Raw genomic sequence first — 17,223 nt, forward strand, 5'->3', positions numbered from 1 at the left:
CGATCCGGAACCCGGGAGTCAGCGAGTTGACCGGACTTGGTTGTTTCGGGGGTTGTGGGTGAGTTCGGCGAGACCCAGTTCCTCCAGGAGCGGCGGGAGGTACATGCCGAACCGGCCGCGGTATCCCTTGCGCAGCCCGTACCAGCCGCCGACCGGATTGGCCTCCGAGCGCCCCCACGCCTCAACCGTCCCCTCGGCCGCCGGCTTCTGCTCGTCGGCAGCACCGAGAGGCACCCAGTCGCCCTGCTGATCCAGCCACGCCGCCAGATCCTCGACCGCGCTCACGTGGTAGCGCAGGGTGGTCGAACCGACCTGGCAGACCAGCGCAGGCGGATCCGCCGTGACGTCTCGCCACATCGTGTATGTGGAGGTCCCCGGTGCGGTGGTCAGGACCCACGGGTCCTCTTTCGTTCCGTCGGGCATGGCGGCTCCTCACTCTCTCCCCTGAGTATGCAGCCCCAGTGCGTCGGGCTGGCTGGCGGGCTGTACCGAATCTGGATTTGGCGTACGGTCAAGGGATGAAGCGGATTACCTTCAGCGGAGGGTCGATCGTCACTGGAAACGCGATCACGGCGGCGCTGCTGGATTACACGACCACGGTCGCGGATGCAGAAAGCAGTGTCACAGTGGACATCACCGTACTGGAAGAGAACGGCGAGACCTCCATCCATACGCTGCTGTTGAGCCCGGCCAGCCAATTCGATGTCGCTGACGTCGGCGGTTTGACAGAAGAGGAAGAGGCAATCCGATTCCCTGTGCCGGATTTGCCGAGAACAGGCATCAGCGGAGTGGTCGAGACCGGTGGTCACGCCGGCCGGACGGCGGACGACTTCAATCAGGTCATGGCGGAAATCGACGACGGACTGGGTCAATAGGCATGGGCAAGTTCATTTACGGGACCCCGTCGATCTCCGTCGACTTCGACGATCGGGTGCTCGCTCACCTGAAGGTTGTGATCCTCTCGAAGGTACGCCGAGGGGAGAGCTTCTCGTTCTCCTGGGAGTACAAAGCTTCTTCGGGAAGCGGGCACAGCTCGATTTGGATCAACCCTGCCATCCCCCTGCAGTTCGACTTCGCCGGCAGCCGGGAGCCGATCCTCAACCGGGCATGGGTGGAGGAACTCGTGCGGCTGGCGAACTCCCCGTCGGGGCTTCGCGTCATCCCGGAACCTCCGGAATCAACCTGAGAACGGATTCCCGGCGTATCTTGGCGGCATGCTTATCTTGGTGATCGTGCTCGTCGTGCTCTGGGTCATCCTCGCGATCGTGGGCTTTGCGATCAAGGGGCTCCTCTGGCTGGGGTTTATCGGAATAGTCCTGGTCATCGCGACCCTCATTATCGGCTTCATTCGCCGCTCCGCCGGGGTGAAGGCGCGGCAGACCAATAAGGAACCGCGACCTTAGCGCCGCGAGGTACGCTCTCACCGGATCAATCTTCTCTGCCACTGTGGCGTCGCTCGCCCCGCACACTGGGCAGGTCACGCCCTGTTCACTGAAGGTGTCATTGCGGTGAAGCAACGCGGGCGTCATGATCGGTGCATCGCGCGGCGACGTGAGGCGATCCTGAAAAGGAGCGCGCCGGCCGCGACCGCGCCTACTCCTGCCGCCCACCAGCCGCCCACGAACGAGCCGCTGTCCGCCAACTCACCCGCGGCTGCTGGGGACGCCGTAGCTGTCGAGCCCGCCACAGGTGCGATCGGTGCGGGAAGGACGGCCGCTGGCGCGATCGCCGTGGTGTAGAGCGCGGAGACGTCCGGAACGGTCCCGTTCGAGGCGGTGATGGTGTACGTCGAGCTGCCGGCAGCTGCCGGAGTTCCCGAGATCTGGCCGGTGGTTCCGTTCAGCTGGAGGCCCACGGGGAGTGCGCCGGCCGTGACAGCGAAGGTCGGCGAGGGCGTGCCCGATGCTGTCACGGTGAAGCTGTAGGGGGTGCCGACGACACCGCTTGTCGGCGTACCGGAGGTGATCGCCGGGCCGCTGGTGAGAACGGGCGTACCAGGAGCTGCGCACCCCTGAGGCAGTGTGACGGTGTTGTCGTCGAGAGTGACAGCCGCAGTCCGAGCGAGGAGTCGCCCATCGATCGCTGCTCCAGTCGTCGCGGTGATGGCCTGGTCGGCCATGATCGTGCCGACGAACAGTGACGAACTCCCCAGCGTGGCGGAACTGCCCACCTGCCAGAAGACGTTGCACGAGGTTGCCCCGCCGGTGAGCGTGATAGTGCTCGCGGAGCTCGTAATCAGCGTGCTTGCGGCCTGGAACACCCAGATGGAACTTGCGCTGCCGGCAAGGGTGAGGTTGCCGGACAGCGACAGTGCGCCGCCGGAATAGACGCCGGGCGTGAGGGACTTCCCCGTCAGATCGCCGAATCCAGAGGTGGTCGGTGTCAGTCCGGCGGCAGTGTTGAACGCGGTCGTCACGTCCGACTGGGCTTGCGCTGCCAGAGCATCGGTCTGATGCACGGTGCCGGTGAGGCTGCCATCGGGCGGACCACCGAAGCCGGTGATCGACGTTCCGGGGCTGACCCCCACATCCCCGTTGATCACCGATGGGCCGGTATTGGTGACGGCGCTGCCACCGAGAACACCGAAGCTGGTGGCGTTGCCGAGGTCGATGGGGCCGTCGATGGTGGTGGCTGCCTGAGCGCCGCCAACGGTGACCAGCGCGAGCGAACCGCCCAGCGCCAGCGAGAAGAGAATCAGATGCGGTCGAAACGAACGAGAACGACGTGTGTTCACGGGCTATCCCTCAATTGGGAAAGGTTTGTGAACAGAATGCGTTACCGCCCGGTCTGCCTCTACTATCTGATGTTTAGCACTCAACGTTCCAGAATCCTAGCGAACGTCAGCTATTCACAGACGGGCCTCCCTCTTGACACGCCCCCACGTCGGATGGAAACATCGCTGGAATCCACCCCAACTGATCGACGAGGATCACATGTCGCAAAAAATGTTTACGTCAACATTCCCAGGACGCCTTCGGAACGGATTGATCGCCACGGCCCTGGCGGCCGGGTTCGCTCTCGTTGGAATCGGCGCAGGCGCACCAGCCCTGGCCGACGCGGGCGGCGGCCTGCATGGTCCGGCGACCTCCGAGTTCAAGGGTGTGAACTGGGCGGACCCGCGCGACAATTACGCGGACGACGCGGTTGTTCCGACCGGGCTGCACACCACCGACAGCTACCAGCAGGTCTACGCGTTCGCACGTCAGACGCTCAGCGGCTTCAGCCACAACCTCGGGGCCAACACGGTGCGTCTCCCGATCAATCCGGCGAGCGTGGGGACGCCGTGGTGGAACTCGTACCGGGGGGCGATCGACGCCGCCGCCGACTCCGGCTTCAAGGTGATCCTCAGCTACTGGGAGGGCAGCAGCAGCAAAGACGGACTCATCGACGATGTCCCGGCCTGGAACACGATGTGGAACACCGTCGTCGCGGACTACCAGCACACGCAGAACGTCTACTTCGAGCCGATGAACGAGCCGCACGGCTACACGCTCGACCAGTGGGTGGGCGTCACCTCCCAGTGGATCGCCGACCACCGCCAGGTCCCCCGCAACAGGATCGTGATCAGCGGAACCGGGTACAACGACAACGTCGTCGGCGTCGGTGACGCCCCCCAGCTAAAGGGCACACTGCTCTCGCTGCATTTCTACGGCTACTGGGCGTCGTCCACGACCGAAGCGGACTGGACCGCCAACCTCGCTCCGCGCATCGGCACCTACACGAATCGCACCATCATCGATGAGGCGGGCTCCCCGATGACCATCGGACTGAACTACGGCGCCCACAACGGCAACGTCTACACGTCGTACTTCGCCGCGGTGACGGACTTCGCCCGCCAGCACGGCATGGGCATCGTCTACTGGCCCGGGCTTCGCGCCGGCGACTCTTACTCGATCGAGTCCCTCCAGCCCGACGGCACCCTCACCGACAACAGCGCATCCGGCGTCGCCCAGCTGAAGTGGGGCTACGGATACGGCGACCAGGAACCGGTGAACAGCCTCCCCGCCGCCCCGCCCGGGCAGAGCCTCGTCGGGCTCGCCTCCGGACGGTGCGTCGATGTTCCCGGCTTCAGCACCACCCCGGGAACCGCCCTCGACCTCTGGGACTGCAACGGCGGTGGCAACCAATCCTGGAACCTCGAGGCCAACCAGGAACTGACCATCTACGGTGACCTGTGCATGCAGGCCGGGACAGACGGCGCCACCGTGGCTGCCGGCCAGCGCGTCGTCATCGCCGACTGCACCGGCGCCTCCGTGCAGCACTGGACCGTGAACGCCGGCGGGAGCATCACCCCGGCCGCCGACGCGGGCCTCTGCCTCGACGCGTCCGGGGCCGGGAGCGGCAACGGCACCGCGGTCGACCTCTGGTACTGCAACGGCGGATCCAACCAGAGCTGGTCGCTGAACTAGCCGGCTGGGGCGACCGAGCCGCTGAGCAACGCAGAACGCTCCCGATCGCTCCGATCGGGAGCGTTCTGCACGTCACGGCCTGCCGGACACCCGATAGTCGCTGACCCTCTCGGGGCGATCGGCTATGGCACCGCGGAGCGCCCGCGCACCAGGGCCTCCGCAGCAGCCTCGTACCACGCGCCGGCCGGGGGACCGCCGTCGCATTCGCCGTCGGACGCGCCGGGATGCTTCACCCAGAGAAGCGCGTCGAGCTTGGTGGCGGACGACTCGGTGATCTGCGGGTTCTGCCCGAGAGCAGCTCCCGGCGGATTGCACCAGCCGCCGGTCCAGCCGTTCCCGTTCCTCGAGACGTCGATCACGAAGTGCTTCCAGCCGACTCGGGACGACACCTTTCCGGCGTAGTCCCGCTCGGTCTGCGTCGCGTCGAAGTTCGAGACGTTCGTGAAGAATCCGCGGGCCCCGGCGATCCCCGCCGCCCTGAGGTAGGCGGCCTGCGCATCCGGGGTCAGCCAGCGGGCGTTGCCTCCGTCGAGGTACGTGACGAGCCCGGCAGCACCCAGGATGTCGACGGCCGACCGGATGAGCGGCAGCCGGGTGTCCGCCACCCCTGCGCACTTCGCGCTGGACAGCATGGCGAGGGAGTCGGGTTCGATGAGCACGACGGCGTGGCTTCCGGCCAGCGCGGCAGCGACCCGGCGATTCCAGTCGAGGTAGTCCTCGGCTGTGAAACCGCCCGCCGAGTAACCCCCGCAGTCGCGGTCAGGCACTGCGTAGGTCACGAAGACCGGCGTCCCTCCCTGAGCCGACGATGCTCGCAGCTGCCGTTGGATGACGCTGAGCAGCACCGTCGGGCTGTACCAGTCACCGAGCCAGACGGCCGTCGGCTGGCTGGCGATCTGCTCCACGAGGGACGCGGCCGTACTGTCACCGGATGCGGTCAGCTGGTCGGCCGCCCTCCGTGCGTCACTGTACGGGTCGAGAGAGAGCCTGCTCCCGAACGCCGAGTCGTCAGGCATGGGCGACAGCGTCGGCGTCGGCAACGGCAATGGCGCGGGCGTGAGCGCAGCCAGTGCCACGGCTGCCCCGGCCAGAGAAGCGATCAGAGTGCGCATACCGGGACTATCGGCACCTCATCCCACCCGGTTACTGTCCCCAGGTGATTCTCGGCAGCTCCGAACGATTCGGAAGCGCGAGCGACCTGCCTGGCAGCTACACCGAGAACAGCGCAGAGACGCCGGTTGCCACGCTGTAGATCGCGAGTCCGGCGAGCGCGCCGACGACCGTGCCGTTGATGCGGATGAACTGGAGGTCGCGGCCGACCTGCGTCTCGATCTTCTCGGTGGTCTCGGCCGGGTCCCAGGACTGCACGGTCTCGGTGATGACGTGCGAGATGTCGCTGCGGTAGTTCGTCACGACGTGAAGTGCGGCGTCGGTCAGTCGAGCGTTGAGGGACGCCCTCAGCACGTCGTCGGCCAGGACGCGCCGGGCGACGTCGGCGACGAAGGCTTCCGCGCGGCGCCGCAGGTCGCCGTCCTCGTCGGAGAGCGCGTCCATCGCGGCGGTGCGTGCGGCCTCCCACGTGGAGGCGGTCAGCTCGCGGATCCGCGGATCGTCGAACGCACGGCCCTTCGCCGCCTCCAGTCGTTCGATGGTCGCCTCATCGTGCTGCAGCCGGTCGGCGAACTGGGTGAGGTACGCGTCGAGCGAGCCACGGAGTCGGTGGTCGGGGTCGTCGCGCATCTCCCGGACGAACCGCCGCGCCTCCGCGTGGAGGCGCTCGTCGATCACGCGGTCCACGAACGACGGGAGCCACGACGGGAGGCGCCGCGACACCACCGGTCCGAACACCTCCGGGTTGGCCGCGAGCCACTCGTCCAGCCGGTCCAGCAGCAGGTCGACCGCCTCACGATGTCCACCCGAGCTGAGCACCCGCGCGCCGAGGCGGCCGAGCGGCGGACCCCACAACGGTGCGACGAGGTGCGTGCGCACGACCGCCTCCATCGCCTCTCGCATCCGGTCGTCGTCGACCAGGGCGGCGAGCCCGGTCATGCCGCGGAAGGACTCCGCCACCACGCGGCGTGCATTCTGCGGCTCGGATAGCCAGTCGGCGGCCGCGCCGGCGAGGTCGATCGTGCCCAGCTTGCGGGCGACCACCTGGTCCGACAGAAAGTTCGTCTCCACGAACTCGCCGAGGCTCGCCCCGATCTCGTCCTTGCGGGTCGGGATGATCGCCGTGTGCGGGATGCGAAGCCCGAGGGGATGCCGGAACAGGGCGGTGACAGCGAACCAGTCCGCGAGCGCGCCCACCATCGCGCCCTCAGCGGCGGCACGAACGAACCCGAGCCAGGGATAGCGGTCCTGCAGTGCGTACGCCACGGCGAACACCACAGCGGCCACCGCCAGCAGGCTCGTCGCCAGTGCCTTCATCCGCCGCAAGGCGAGACGGCGTTCGGCGTCAGTCGGGAGAGCGGTCACGCGACGATGCTCAGCCGGCGGCCGGTGTCGTTGAGCCGGTGGCCGCCTTCACGATCGGCGGCGACGGCGTCCTGGATGCGCACCCGAACCTCCCCGGCACGTATGTTGGGCAACATCCACCGTACTCACGCCACGGCGAGGAATCGAGTGGTACGGACTACCGCAGAGGGGCGTGGGATTCGAACTCCATCGTCGATCAGTCGGAGAATGGTGGGAACTCCAGATCCCCCGTGATCGACCAGACCTCGGTCATGAGATCGCCTTCATACCGCAGGATGTCGATCCCGGAACGAGTTCCGAAACCTGGGGCCTGCACCTCCCACAGCAGGGTGAAGCTCCCCGCGTGCTCGTTCGAGCCCTCTGTAACCAGCGGTGCGCTGACATGGCCGTACCTGATGCCCTCGATGCTGGATCCGATCTCGTCCACGGTGCGTTGAAGCTCTTCCGGGCCGACAGCGGTGGCCGGTCGTGCAGTGCGAGGTGTACGGCCGAAATAGGTGGGGCAACTGGGAGTGACCACCTGATCGGCAGGCAGCTCTCGGTTCCACATCCGGGTCCAGCGTTCGGCCAGGGCGTCGACGCTCATCAGAATCTCCTTCAGGGGCCAGGGGTTCGCACGTACGCGAAGTATCGGTGATCGAGCCGACACTACGGGTGACATCCGACACTCACCGGCCCCACTACGTTCTTCGGTACACGCCATCACGCCGACCGCGGGCGAGTACCTCCGCGTTGCTGCTGAGCTGCTTCTTCAGCGCAGGCAGCGAAGGAGCTTCAGGTCTCGGGCCGAGGTCGAGCGGGATTCCGAGCGCGAACAGCTGGAAGACATACCGGTGCGGTCCATGGGATGCGGGTGGGGCCGGCCCAAGGTAGCCATCTCCGGCCCCCGACCGAGCGAACTGCACTCCGGTCGCCTCTACTGGCACGCTGAGCGCGCCGCGATCCAGACCGGACATCGAAGCATCCAGAAGGGCGAGGCAGTGCAGGTAGGGCGACCGTGTGGGCGCGTCAGGGTCTTCGATGATCAGCACCAGCTGGGTTGCACCTGCAATGGGAGCCCAGGTCAGCGCGGGCGAAAGGTTCTCGCCCCCAGCTCGCACGGCGGCATGCACGGACGGGATGATTCCGTTGTCCTCGAAGTCGGGGCTTCGCAGCTCGATGGTGTGGACGGCGGCCAGGTTCGGGGCGTCCCAAACGAGCTTGTGCAATGCGTTCGAGGTCACGAACCGGACGATAAGCGAGAAACCTCGATGCCCTCACAGCGACGAGCGCCCCCGGTATGTTCTCTCGCAAGCCCGCGCGCGCTGATGCTCTTCGAGTAGTACGACAATGCCAGCGCTCGTCTGGTCCCAAGCGGATGGGCGGGACCTCACGTCCAAAACAGCACAACGGATCGCGTTCGAGCCTCGACGAAGCATCTAGTGTCAGCCTATGGACGGGCAAAGAGGGCATGTCGAGACAAGCGATGCAGCTCGTATCGGCACCCTGACGGCAGGTTCGGGACCCTCGCTTCTGCTCGTACACGGCGGCATGGGACAGCTCGAACGATGGCAGCCGGTCTGGGACCAGTTGACCCAGCACTTCCGGGTAACCGCCATGGACCGTCGTGGACGCGGCTCAAGCACGGACAGCCCGAACCACACAGCTGATCGCGAGAGCGCAGACATCTCCGCGATCATCGAGAAGCTGAATTCGGACACCGGTACGTCAGTAAATGTCTTTGCGCACAGCATCGGTGCCAGCTTCACAATCGCAGCCGTGGCCGGAAACCCTGCGGTCGGCAAAGTTGTTCTCTACGAGCCTCCCGGTCCGGAGACCGTCGCGGGAGGGTGGCCGGAGAAGGTTACCGAGCTGATACGAAGCGGCCGAATCGGCCCAGCGATCGCATCGTTTCTCATCGACGTGATCGGTCTGAGCCCGAGCGAGGTGGAGACCCTCCGCAATCAGGCGGGAGCGTTTGACCCGCGGCCGATCGCAGCAGCAACCCTGCCCCGGGAGGCGCGCGCGCTGCAAACCCTTGACCTCGCCGTTGCGGAGAAAATCGCTTGCCCAGTGCTGCTTCTCCTGGGTTCGGAAAGTCCCGCATGGGCCGCGCACATCACCGCTTACCTGCAGGCCACTATCCCTAACGCGTCCACTGCGGTACTACAAGGCCAGGGTCACGAAGCGATCGACAACACACCCTCCAACATCGCCACCCTCGTCACCCGCTACCTCAACCGGTCAGGACACGATTGAACCAAGCGGAGACCCGGGTCGGCCGCGGGCGTGATCAGTGGTCGGTCCGCTCGAAGACCAGGTCATAGGTTCGGTGCGGCGCCGGCGGAAGGTCGAACCTCCTCCGACCGCTCGCCGCCGTGTGGCCGACGACCAGCAGAGGACCGCCTCCCTTCGACAGGATCCCGACTCGGTGGATCCGGTCCGTCACGTCGAGGGTGAGCAGTTGAGGCCGTCCCGTCACGATGCGGGCAGTCACGGGTATCCCGTCTTTCCAGGTGACGTCGACGCGATGGCCGCCTCGGGCGCGGAAGCCGGTCACGGTTCCGTGGGTCCAGCCTTCCGGAACCGCCGGGAGTAGGGCGATCGCGTCTTCGTGGCTCTGCAGGAGGGCCTCGGCGATCCCGGCGACAGCCCCCAGGTTGCCGTCGATCTGAAAGATCTGACCGCCCGGCCACGCCGGATGCGGGTGGAGGTCGAGCAGCGATGCGGAGGTCAAGGGGTTCAGCAGCGTCTCGATGGCGCGGCCGACCATGCCACGGTCGCGGAGTCGGGCGGCCAGACAGAGAATCCACGCCTGACTCCATCCCGTGTGTCCGCTGCCACTGCCCAAGCGGGAGGCCAATGCCGCCTCCGCGGCGGCGAAGTGCTCGGGGGTGCCCGTCTCGGTGATCCTCTGTCCGGGATACAGCCCCCACAAGTGTGAAAGGTGTCGGTGGCCGACTTCGGATGGTTTCAGAGTGTCGTCCGCCCACTCGAGGAGGAGACCGTCCGCTCCGATTCTCGGGAGCGCCACCCGCGGCAGGCGGCTCCTCAGGTCGGCGACCAGGTCGCGATCCCCGCCCTCTCCCACCGCATCCAGATATCGGGTGGCCGCCTCCGTGAAGAGCTCCTGGTCCATCGCGGCACCGGACGTGACCGCTGCGAGCCCGTCTCCATCGCGGAAGCGGTGCTCGGGCGAGGTGGAGGGGCTGATGACCAATGCGCCATGTCCGTCGTCCACGAGGAGCCCGAGACCGAACCGAAGAGCCTTCTCGACCGCAGCCAGAGGGACTGCTGCCGCACGGTCGTCGGCCGCGAAATCGCGGTGGTCCAGGAGATGGGTCGCGAGCCACAGCAGTCCGGTCGGCCAATTCGACCACTGCGGCTGTCCCGACACCGGCGCGGTGAACCCCCAGATGTCGGTGTTGTGGTGGACCGTCGCACCGTCGAGGCCGTAATACGCCCTTGCGGTCTCCTCGCCGCGTGCGGCGAGGACGCTGATCAGTTCGAGAAGCGGTGCGTGGCAGTCGGCGAGACCGATCGTCTCCGCGGCCCAGTAGTTCATCTCGGCGTTGATGTTCGTGGTGTAGTTGCTGCTCCAGCCCGGGCGCACATCGACATTCCAGATGCCCTGCAAGGTGGCCGGCGCGGTCCCTGGGCGCGAACTCGAGAGGAAGAGGTAGCGACCGTAGTGGAAGAAGAGCTCGGCCGCCTCGGCGGCCGGCGACGCGGATCCGGAGAGGTCCAGGTCCGCTCGGTCGGCGAAGGACCGGAACTCGGCGATGTGGCGGGCGCTGAGCTCCGCCGTCCCGACAGACATGGCGAGCTCGACGCGCGCTCGCGCGACCTCCGCAAGGGAACCCACGTCGGCGCTGGGCCGGGCGTCGTGCCCACGGAAGCCCGTTTCGCCTGCGACGAGGAGACGGACCTCGCCATCGCCGAGCATCTGCTGCCTCACGACGATGGCGAAGCCCATGCCCGCGCTCACGCTGCCGTCCGCATCCGGGATGTCGTCGCCATAGAGAACAGGATCGGGAGCATCGACGTAGTTCGGAAGCACGGACGACGGGGCGCGTCCGATGACGGTGTGCGTCGTCCCCCACCGGTCACGCACGGTCTCGATCCGGTGGGGATGCGGGATGTCGAATTCGACCGTGGGATCGAAGCTTGCGTGATCGGCGACGGCATGACCGTGCACGGACGCGACCAGTACTCCGTCGGCCGCGGAGACGAACGCCGACATCGACATCGGGCCGTCGGAGGCCTCGAACGACGTGGAGGACGTGGCCGTGTCGATGTCGAGGACGCGCGCGTAGCCTTGCGGAACGGTGTCGGGCGACGAATAGGTCCAGAGCAGACCCCCGACCGGCTGATACGACTGCGTCCACGAGTCGCTCTGCAGGTCGGCTGCGCGCGCGTCGGCCTCGACGAAGTCGCGTCGGGCGACGGCATCGCGGACCGACTCGAGCGCACCGACCCTGGTTTCCGCCGGTTGTGCGAGCGGGCCACCCGACCACAGCGTGTCGAGGTTCAGGTCGATCCGCTCGGTGCCGGGCCGGCCATAGCTGGTGGCGCCCAGCGAGCCGTTGCCGTGGACGAAAGCGTCGATGAAGAGGTCAGCGGGACTGTCGAGTCGGATCCGGTGCGGTGAGGTCACGCGACCTCCTCCGCGAAGGGACGGAGCCGGAGCCATTCCTCGCGGTCGAGGCGGAGCATCGTGCCGTGCTTGGTTCCCGGCGCGATTCGCACGCGATCGGCGGGGACCGGGCTCCACTCGCCGCTGTCGGGATCGGTGCTTTCGAGAGCGAAGTAGCCCTGCGGACTCCGGCTGTACTGATCGAGGAAGAGATACCAACGGGACTCGTGGGGATCCTTCACGACCATCGGCGCTTCGACGCCGGCGAACATATCCGCCCCGATCCGTGTGCCGACGGTCACGAAGTCGTCGGCGAGGAGTCCGGAGCCGACCTCTTGGTGGATTCCGTTCCTTCGCGGCCCGTGGCTCTCGTCTTTGCTGAACCGGTAGACGCGCCCGTTCTCCTGAAGGAGTGCCGTGTCGATGATGTCGAGACCGTTGTCGATGAATGTTTCCGCGGCCGTGAAGTGCACGAAGTCGCGCGTGCGGGAGTACAGGATGCGGCTGTAGGTCTCCCCCGCGTGATCGGTGTCGGACTCATCGAAGAGGCACGACGACCAGAAGACGATGTGCTCGCCGGTGTCCGGGTCGACCGTCGTCTCAGGCGCCCACGCCATCCCGGCGGTCGGCGGAACGACCTCCACAGAGCGCGGACCCGTCCACTCGATCAGGTCGTCGGAGTCCCAGACGATGAGCGAGCGGCTGCCCCGCCGTCGCCAGCCGTCCCATCCGGCGTCGTCTCCGCCCCACACCCGGAGATCCGTGGACAGCACATGGAACCGTCCAGAGGCGTCCTTCACGATCGCGGGGTCGCGGACGCCCGTCGTGCCGAGGGTGGAGGTCAGTTTCGGTTGCCCGTTCCAGAGCGGCAGCCACCGCAACGGGGAGTCGCCCTCGCTCAACGAGAAGTGGATGCGCTCCGCATAGCCGTCCGATTCCTCGCGGAAGTGGGCGAACAGGTAGCCGTACTCGCGGCTGGGCTCAACCTCGTCCTGAATGTCGTCGACCGTCATCAGCAGGCGCCGAGGTCCGTCCACGGGCCGTTGGCATCCCCGGGAGTCTGGTTCCTGGTCGACCACTTCGCCTGCCAGCGGTGACCGGACTGCACGGCCACGTCGCCCTCGCCGTACTGCCAGCTCGCCGTCCAGGTGCGGCTCCAACCCGCCTTGCACTGGGTCCGCTGACCGACCTGCGCCCAGGCGTTCCACGGCGAGGCACCCGGCACCTGGCCCTGGGTCCACCATTGGGCGATGTAGGTGCCGCCGTCGTACGTGACGTGGTCGCCCTTCGTGTAGACCTGGTCCGCGCCCCAGGCGGTTCCGAGCGGCTGGAGGGCGGCGAGCGCATCCGCGATCGCCTGCGCCGCGGCGTCGACCTCCGCCTGGGTGGGGGAGTCGCTCGCGAGCGTCGCGCTCCCCGACACGACCGCCTGGTTCAGGGAGTCGACGGAGGCAGCGGTCCAGATTTCCGGGTCCGCCGCCGTTCCGCCGGCAGAGATCCGTGCCGTGAGGAGCGTCGTGTCGACGATTCGCTCCGTGAACTGCAGTTCGGCGACATTCGCGAATCCCGTGGATGTCGAGTACCGCAGGTAGCGGTAGGCGATCCCGGAGGTCACGGGCAGTTCGTACCACTGCACGGCGGACACCCCACTCACGGTGGTGAGGGTATCCCACGTCGATCCGTCGTTCGAGCCCTGGAAGACCCCGCCGTTCATCCGGGCGAAGTTGCCCGCGCGTGGCAGGAACCGGACGCTGCCGACCGTGCGGGCGTTGCCCGAGCCGAGGTCGACCCGCACCCAGCCCGCCGCGGTCTTGGTGTCGGTGGCCGTCGTCGGATCGCCGTCGAACGCACGCCAGCCGTTGTCCGCCGCGTCGGCCGTGCCGTCGTAGGAGACGGAGGAGGCGACCACCTGCGAACGCGCGACGCCGATCTTCGTGAACAGCGTCGATTCGGGGACCAGGATCGACTTCGCGGCGGCGAGCTGCTTCAGGACGCTGGTGCGGTCCGCCCCTGGCGCGTTCCATGCTGTGCTCAGTGCAGCCACCTTCTGGGCGTATTCGTCGGCGCTCGCGCGGGTCGACGTCGAGGTGTCGGCCACCTGGGTGTCGAAGTAGCCGTCGTCGTAGGTCAGGCTGCCGTAGAACTGGACCTCGGCGAGGTTGCCGCTCCAGGCCGTCTGGTTGATCAGACGGAGGTAGCGGTAAGCCTGGCCCCCCGCGGCGACCGCTCCGGCATCCGACCAGGTGCCTTGCGCGGCGCCGGAGAGGGCTGCGGTCAGGTCCTTCCAGGTCGTCCCGTCGTTGGAGGCCTGGACCACGGTGCCGTTCGCCCTGGTTGCGTTGCCCGCCCTCGGCAGGAGGAAGACCTGGTCGAGCGCGATCTTCGCACCGGCGCCGAAGTCGATCACGTAATACGACCCGGTGCTCGTGTTCAGATCGCCCGCAGTGTCTGCTTTACCGTCGAAGAGCAGGTATCCCACTTGGTCTGCGCTCAGCCCGTTGCCGGGCCATTGCTTGTCCGAGGCGGTCACCTTCGCGTCGTTCGTAACGTCGACCAGCTTGCTCCCGTCGCCGCCGACGAACAGGGCGGACCCGTCCGTGGTGCCGTAGAGCGTCGGCCCCGCCGTGCCGCGGGCATCCGTGTAGTCGATGGCCAGCGTCACCGGGCCGGCGGCCGTGGCGGCGACCGGCGCTGTCACGGTCCAATGGACGCCGTCGGAGGATGAGGCGGCGGCCTTCGCACCCTGGATCATCGCCGAGACGGAGCCCACGGCGGCCTTGGTGACCACGGAGACCGTCACGGGGTCGCCGGAGGAGATCTTGCCCGCGATGGCCTTCGGCGAGCTGATCGTGGCCTGGGCGACCTCGTTTCCGATCTCATGGCGGTCTCCGAAGATGTGGAACTCCGTCAGCTCCATCAGGTTCACGATGCTGCCGTGGAGGACGTCCGGCTGGGGATCCAGCATCTTGATCCGGAAGTAGCGGAACTGCTGGCCGGCCAGGTCGGGGGACACGGCGAGCGTCTGGAAGTCCTGCGTCATCGTGGTCAGACCGGGCGTCAATCGCGTCCAGTTGGTGGCGTCGTTCGAGCCGAACACCGCCGAGCCCGCGATCCGGTCGGCGAAGATGTTCGACTCCAGCCCGAAGGATGTCGCCGACACGCGGTAGTCCGGCCCGAAGTCGAACGTGTGCGTGAGGTTCACGGCCTGCGGGTAGCTCGATCCGGTCAGGTTGCTCGAGTCGTCGAGCGTGCCAACGCTGGCGCCCATCGTCGAACTGGTCAGCAGGGCCGGGTAGTTCAGGCTCCCGTCCGCGATCCGCGGCGACAGAAGCCGGAGACCGGCGACCGCCGTGACGACCTTCTGCACGGCCGCGAGGTAGTCGGCGTCCGAACCGTGGTGGGAGAGCGAGGTCGCCGCGGCGACCGCTGCAGTGTAGGCGGTTGAGGTCGCGCTCTCGTAGATCGCGTTCGAATCGAATCCCTGTTTCGCAAGCGTCAGGGCGCCGTCTCTCGATGTCGCGGAGTCCAGTTCGACATGGCGTGCGGCCACGGTCGTCCCGTCATCCACCGAGACCACGACGTCGGCTGAGCCCGCTGCCGAAGGAGCCCAGGTGAGCGCGCCGGTCCCGGAGTCCAGCGATGCCCCGGAGGGGAGGCCGGAAGCCGTGTACGTGAGTGTCTCCCCCGTACCCGGATCCGTGGCCGCGAACGACGTGACGGAGGACGCGCCGGTGTATCCCACCAGGCGGGTGGGAGCCGTCGCCGGGAGGACAGGAGGAGTGGAGTGGGACGCGATCGCGGTGTCGATGCTGTCGATATCGACGTGGCCGCCGGAGCCGTTCGCCTGGAGGTAGATCAGATCGCCGATCGCCTCTCCGGTGCCGAGGTTCACCACGACGTTCCGCCACTGCGACCCGGTGTCCGGAATGGTCACCGTCTCGTCGAGCCCAGAGGTGAGCCGCACGTCGACCGGCGCGTCGGTGCGAACGCGCAGTCCGATGGTCTTCGCGGCCGTCGAACCCTCCAGGAACGCGATCTTCGATCCGGCCGTCGTCGCGCCGAGCCGGACGTAGCCGGTCGTGCCGTCCGTGCCGGACTCGACCTGTCCGGAGATGTCGGTGTAGCGGTCCTCGACCTCCAGCGTCGTTGCGCTCGTCTCCTTCTTCGGGACCGAACTGCCCGCGGCTGCCGCCGGCATGTAGAGCCAGAAGTCGCCGCCGCCGTCGACGCCGTCCCAGGCATTCTGCGGAGTCCCGCCGTAGTAGTACGTCAGGGGCAGCCGCTTGCTGAACGCTTCGTAGAAGTGCGGCGCGACGGTCTTCAGATCGAGGCCGCGCTGATACGTGTAGTAGTAGTACAGATCCCAGAAGCTGGCCGTGTTGAATCGACCGCGGTAGCCCGAGGAGATGTGGTTGTAGGTGTCGCGGATCGTCCCGTCCGGGGAGATCGCGTACGCGACAGGGGTCCACGAGGTGTCGTAGCCGAGCATGTACTGCCAGAAGTAGTCCGCGGCCGAGAGGATGCGGTCGTCGAGGAACTCGTAGGGGCCGACGGCGTTCGCCGCCGTGGAGATCGTGCCGGTGGTCGGGTCGACCTTCGTGCCCTGAGCCAACATCATCCGCGCCAGGTAGTACGCGTTGGTGATGTCGCCGCCGCCGTGCGCCTGGTCGCGCCCCATCTCGACGTGCTGGACATGCGGGTCGGCGATCGCCTGACCGGTCGAGTCGTCTTTCGTCACCATTCGGAAGAGTCGCGAGATGGAGCCGTTGAAGCCCTGGTCAGTGGCTGTGGCATTGACCGTGAACCACTCGACCGCCTCAGCGTAGCGCGGTGCGTTGTCGGTGAAGATGTAGCCGGCCATCGCGCCCAGGAGCGGATAAGTGTGCTGGTTCATGAAGTAGTTCTGGTTGTGCTGGAAGGTCTCGATGACCGGCGTGATCAGGTTCTTCGTGAACGCTGCCGTGTCGGCGTCGGTCCAGGGGTTCTCCTCGTTCGTGCAGGAGCTGTAGCGGAGGATCTCAGCCGCGGTCACCATTCGGTTCAGCGGGATGCCTGTGTGGATGTGCGCGTCGGTGTAGTAGGCGTAGCGGCTGGGGTCCATCTGCTCCCAGATCCGGATGATGTTCATCGCGTTCTTGCGGTACACCTCCGACCCGGTGAACACGTACATGAGCGTCTGCGTGTAGGCCTTGAGGCCGTCTGCGATGAACTTGCTTTCGACCCCCTGGCTGTTGAAGGCCACCGTGCCGGGCTTGGTCGGGTCGGCGCTGCTCGCGTTCGACGACGAAGCCGTGGTGCTGGCGGCGGAGGATTGCGTCATCGACGTGTAGTAGCTCGACCAGGGCTCGGCGCCTGTCGCGACCTGGGTCCTGGCATTCTCGAGCACGGGGGCTGTCAGTCCGACTCCGGGATGGACGAAGCCCTGGCTGCTCACCGTGGGGTGGAACTCGACGGCGCAGGTGGTGGCCGGCTCGGCCGATTGAACCGGCGCGGCCGCGGCCGATTGAACCGGCGCGGCCGCGGCCGGGCTCGCGGTGAGCTGCAGCGTTGCTGCCGCGAGCACGACCGCGATCAGCCCGCTGAGGAAAGCGAGTCGGGCCCGAGGGCGGGGTGAGGGAACGCTGCGCTGATGCACGATCAGTACCTTCTTCGTTGACGGTGGGATTGATCAGAAAGGGGAGTGGATAGCGTTTTCCACAGTGTTGCGCACCACGGGGTGCACGT

At 67.0% G+C, this 17,223-nt stretch carries 14 protein-coding genes; 5 read left to right on the forward strand and 9 right to left on the reverse strand.

Annotation, left to right across the window (positions count from 1 at the left end; genetic code table 11):
• Positions 1-18: 18 nt before the first annotated feature.
• Positions 19-423 (reverse strand): DUF6855 family protein, encoded by a 405-nt coding sequence (locus AB4079_RS09155; protein ID WP_441786982.1) that lies wholly within the window; start codon positions 421-423, stop codon positions 19-21.
• A gap of 95 nt (positions 424-518) precedes the next feature.
• Here AB4079_RS09155 and AB4079_RS09160 point away from each other — a divergent pair, with 95 nt between their 5' ends.
• From AB4079_RS09160 to AB4079_RS09170, 3 genes are read left to right on the forward strand one after another with little or no spacing between them, the layout of a single operon-like run.
• A complete protein-coding gene (locus tag AB4079_RS09160; RefSeq protein ID WP_441786983.1) occupies positions 519-875 on the forward strand; it encodes a hypothetical protein in 357 nt (118 codons plus the stop codon).
• A 2-nt stretch (positions 876-877) separates the two neighbouring features.
• Positions 878-1,186 carry a DUF7882 family protein gene (locus AB4079_RS09165; protein WP_441786984.1) on the forward strand — a complete coding sequence of 103 codons (309 nt, stop codon included), beginning with the start codon at positions 878-880 and terminating at the stop codon, positions 1,184-1,186.
• Between the two features lie 28 nt (positions 1,187-1,214).
• Positions 1,215-1,403 carry a hypothetical protein gene (locus AB4079_RS09170; RefSeq protein WP_441786985.1) on the forward strand — a complete coding sequence of 63 codons (189 nt, stop codon included), beginning with the start codon at positions 1,215-1,217 and terminating at the stop codon, positions 1,401-1,403.
• 122 nt (positions 1,404-1,525) lie between these two features.
• Here AB4079_RS09170 and AB4079_RS09175 read toward each other — a convergent pair whose 3' ends face one another.
• Complete coding sequence (locus tag AB4079_RS09175; protein WP_441786986.1) at positions 1,526-2,734, reverse strand: ice-binding family protein; 1,209 nt, start codon at positions 2,732-2,734, stop codon at positions 1,526-1,528.
• A 250-nt stretch (positions 2,735-2,984) separates the two neighbouring features.
• Between AB4079_RS09175 and AB4079_RS09180 the strand changes: the two genes are divergently transcribed.
• Positions 2,985-4,409 carry a ricin-type beta-trefoil lectin domain protein gene (locus tag AB4079_RS09180; protein WP_441786987.1) on the forward strand — a complete coding sequence of 475 codons (1,425 nt, stop codon included), beginning with the start codon at positions 2,985-2,987 and terminating at the stop codon, positions 4,407-4,409.
• 122 nt (positions 4,410-4,531) lie between these two features.
• Here the strand turns inward: AB4079_RS09180 and AB4079_RS09185 are convergent, their stop codons facing one another.
• The 4 genes from AB4079_RS09185 to AB4079_RS09200 form a co-directional block, all read right to left on the reverse strand.
• The gene (locus AB4079_RS09185; RefSeq protein ID WP_441786988.1) at positions 4,532-5,521 is read right to left on the reverse strand and encodes a glycoside hydrolase family 6 protein; all 990 of its coding nucleotides are present in this window, start codon (positions 5,519-5,521) and stop codon (positions 4,532-4,534) included.
• A gap of 97 nt (positions 5,522-5,618) precedes the next feature.
• Positions 5,619-6,884: a DUF445 domain-containing protein gene (locus AB4079_RS09190; protein WP_441786989.1), complete on the reverse strand. Its 1,266-nt coding sequence runs from the start codon at positions 6,882-6,884 to the stop codon at positions 5,619-5,621.
• 196 nt (positions 6,885-7,080) lie between these two features.
• Complete coding sequence (locus AB4079_RS09195; RefSeq protein WP_441786990.1) at positions 7,081-7,470, reverse strand: hypothetical protein; 390 nt, start codon at positions 7,468-7,470, stop codon at positions 7,081-7,083.
• Between the two features lie 94 nt (positions 7,471-7,564).
• Positions 7,565-8,107 (reverse strand): YbhB/YbcL family Raf kinase inhibitor-like protein, encoded by a 543-nt coding sequence (locus tag AB4079_RS09200; protein WP_441786991.1) that lies wholly within the window; start codon positions 8,105-8,107, stop codon positions 7,565-7,567.
• A gap of 208 nt (positions 8,108-8,315) precedes the next feature.
• Between AB4079_RS09200 and AB4079_RS09205 the strand changes: the two genes are divergently transcribed.
• Complete coding sequence (locus AB4079_RS09205; RefSeq protein ID WP_441786992.1) at positions 8,316-9,122, forward strand: alpha/beta fold hydrolase; 807 nt, start codon at positions 8,316-8,318, stop codon at positions 9,120-9,122.
• Between the two features lie 34 nt (positions 9,123-9,156).
• Here the strand turns inward: AB4079_RS09205 and AB4079_RS09210 are convergent, their stop codons facing one another.
• From AB4079_RS09210 to AB4079_RS09220, 3 genes are read right to left on the reverse strand one after another with little or no spacing between them, the layout of a single operon-like run.
• A complete protein-coding gene (locus AB4079_RS09210; RefSeq protein ID WP_441786993.1) occupies positions 9,157-11,520 on the reverse strand; it encodes a glycosyl hydrolase family 95 catalytic domain-containing protein in 2,364 nt (787 codons plus the stop codon).
• Positions 11,517-12,536: a glycoside hydrolase family 43 protein gene (locus AB4079_RS09215; RefSeq protein ID WP_441786994.1), complete on the reverse strand. Its 1,020-nt coding sequence runs from the start codon at positions 12,534-12,536 to the stop codon at positions 11,517-11,519. Before AB4079_RS09215 ends, AB4079_RS09210 begins: the two co-directional genes overlap by 4 nt.
• Positions 12,512-17,134, reverse strand: coding sequence for a discoidin domain-containing protein (locus tag AB4079_RS09220; protein WP_441786995.1), 4,623 nt, complete (start codon positions 17,132-17,134; stop codon positions 12,512-12,514). Before AB4079_RS09220 ends, AB4079_RS09215 begins: the two co-directional genes overlap by 25 nt.
• Between the last annotated feature and the right edge of the window lie 89 nt (positions 17,135-17,223).

The organism is Leifsonia sp. 2MCAF36, from assembly GCF_052115525.1.
Taxonomy (GTDB): Bacteria; Actinomycetota; Actinomycetes; order Actinomycetales; family Microbacteriaceae; genus Leifsonia.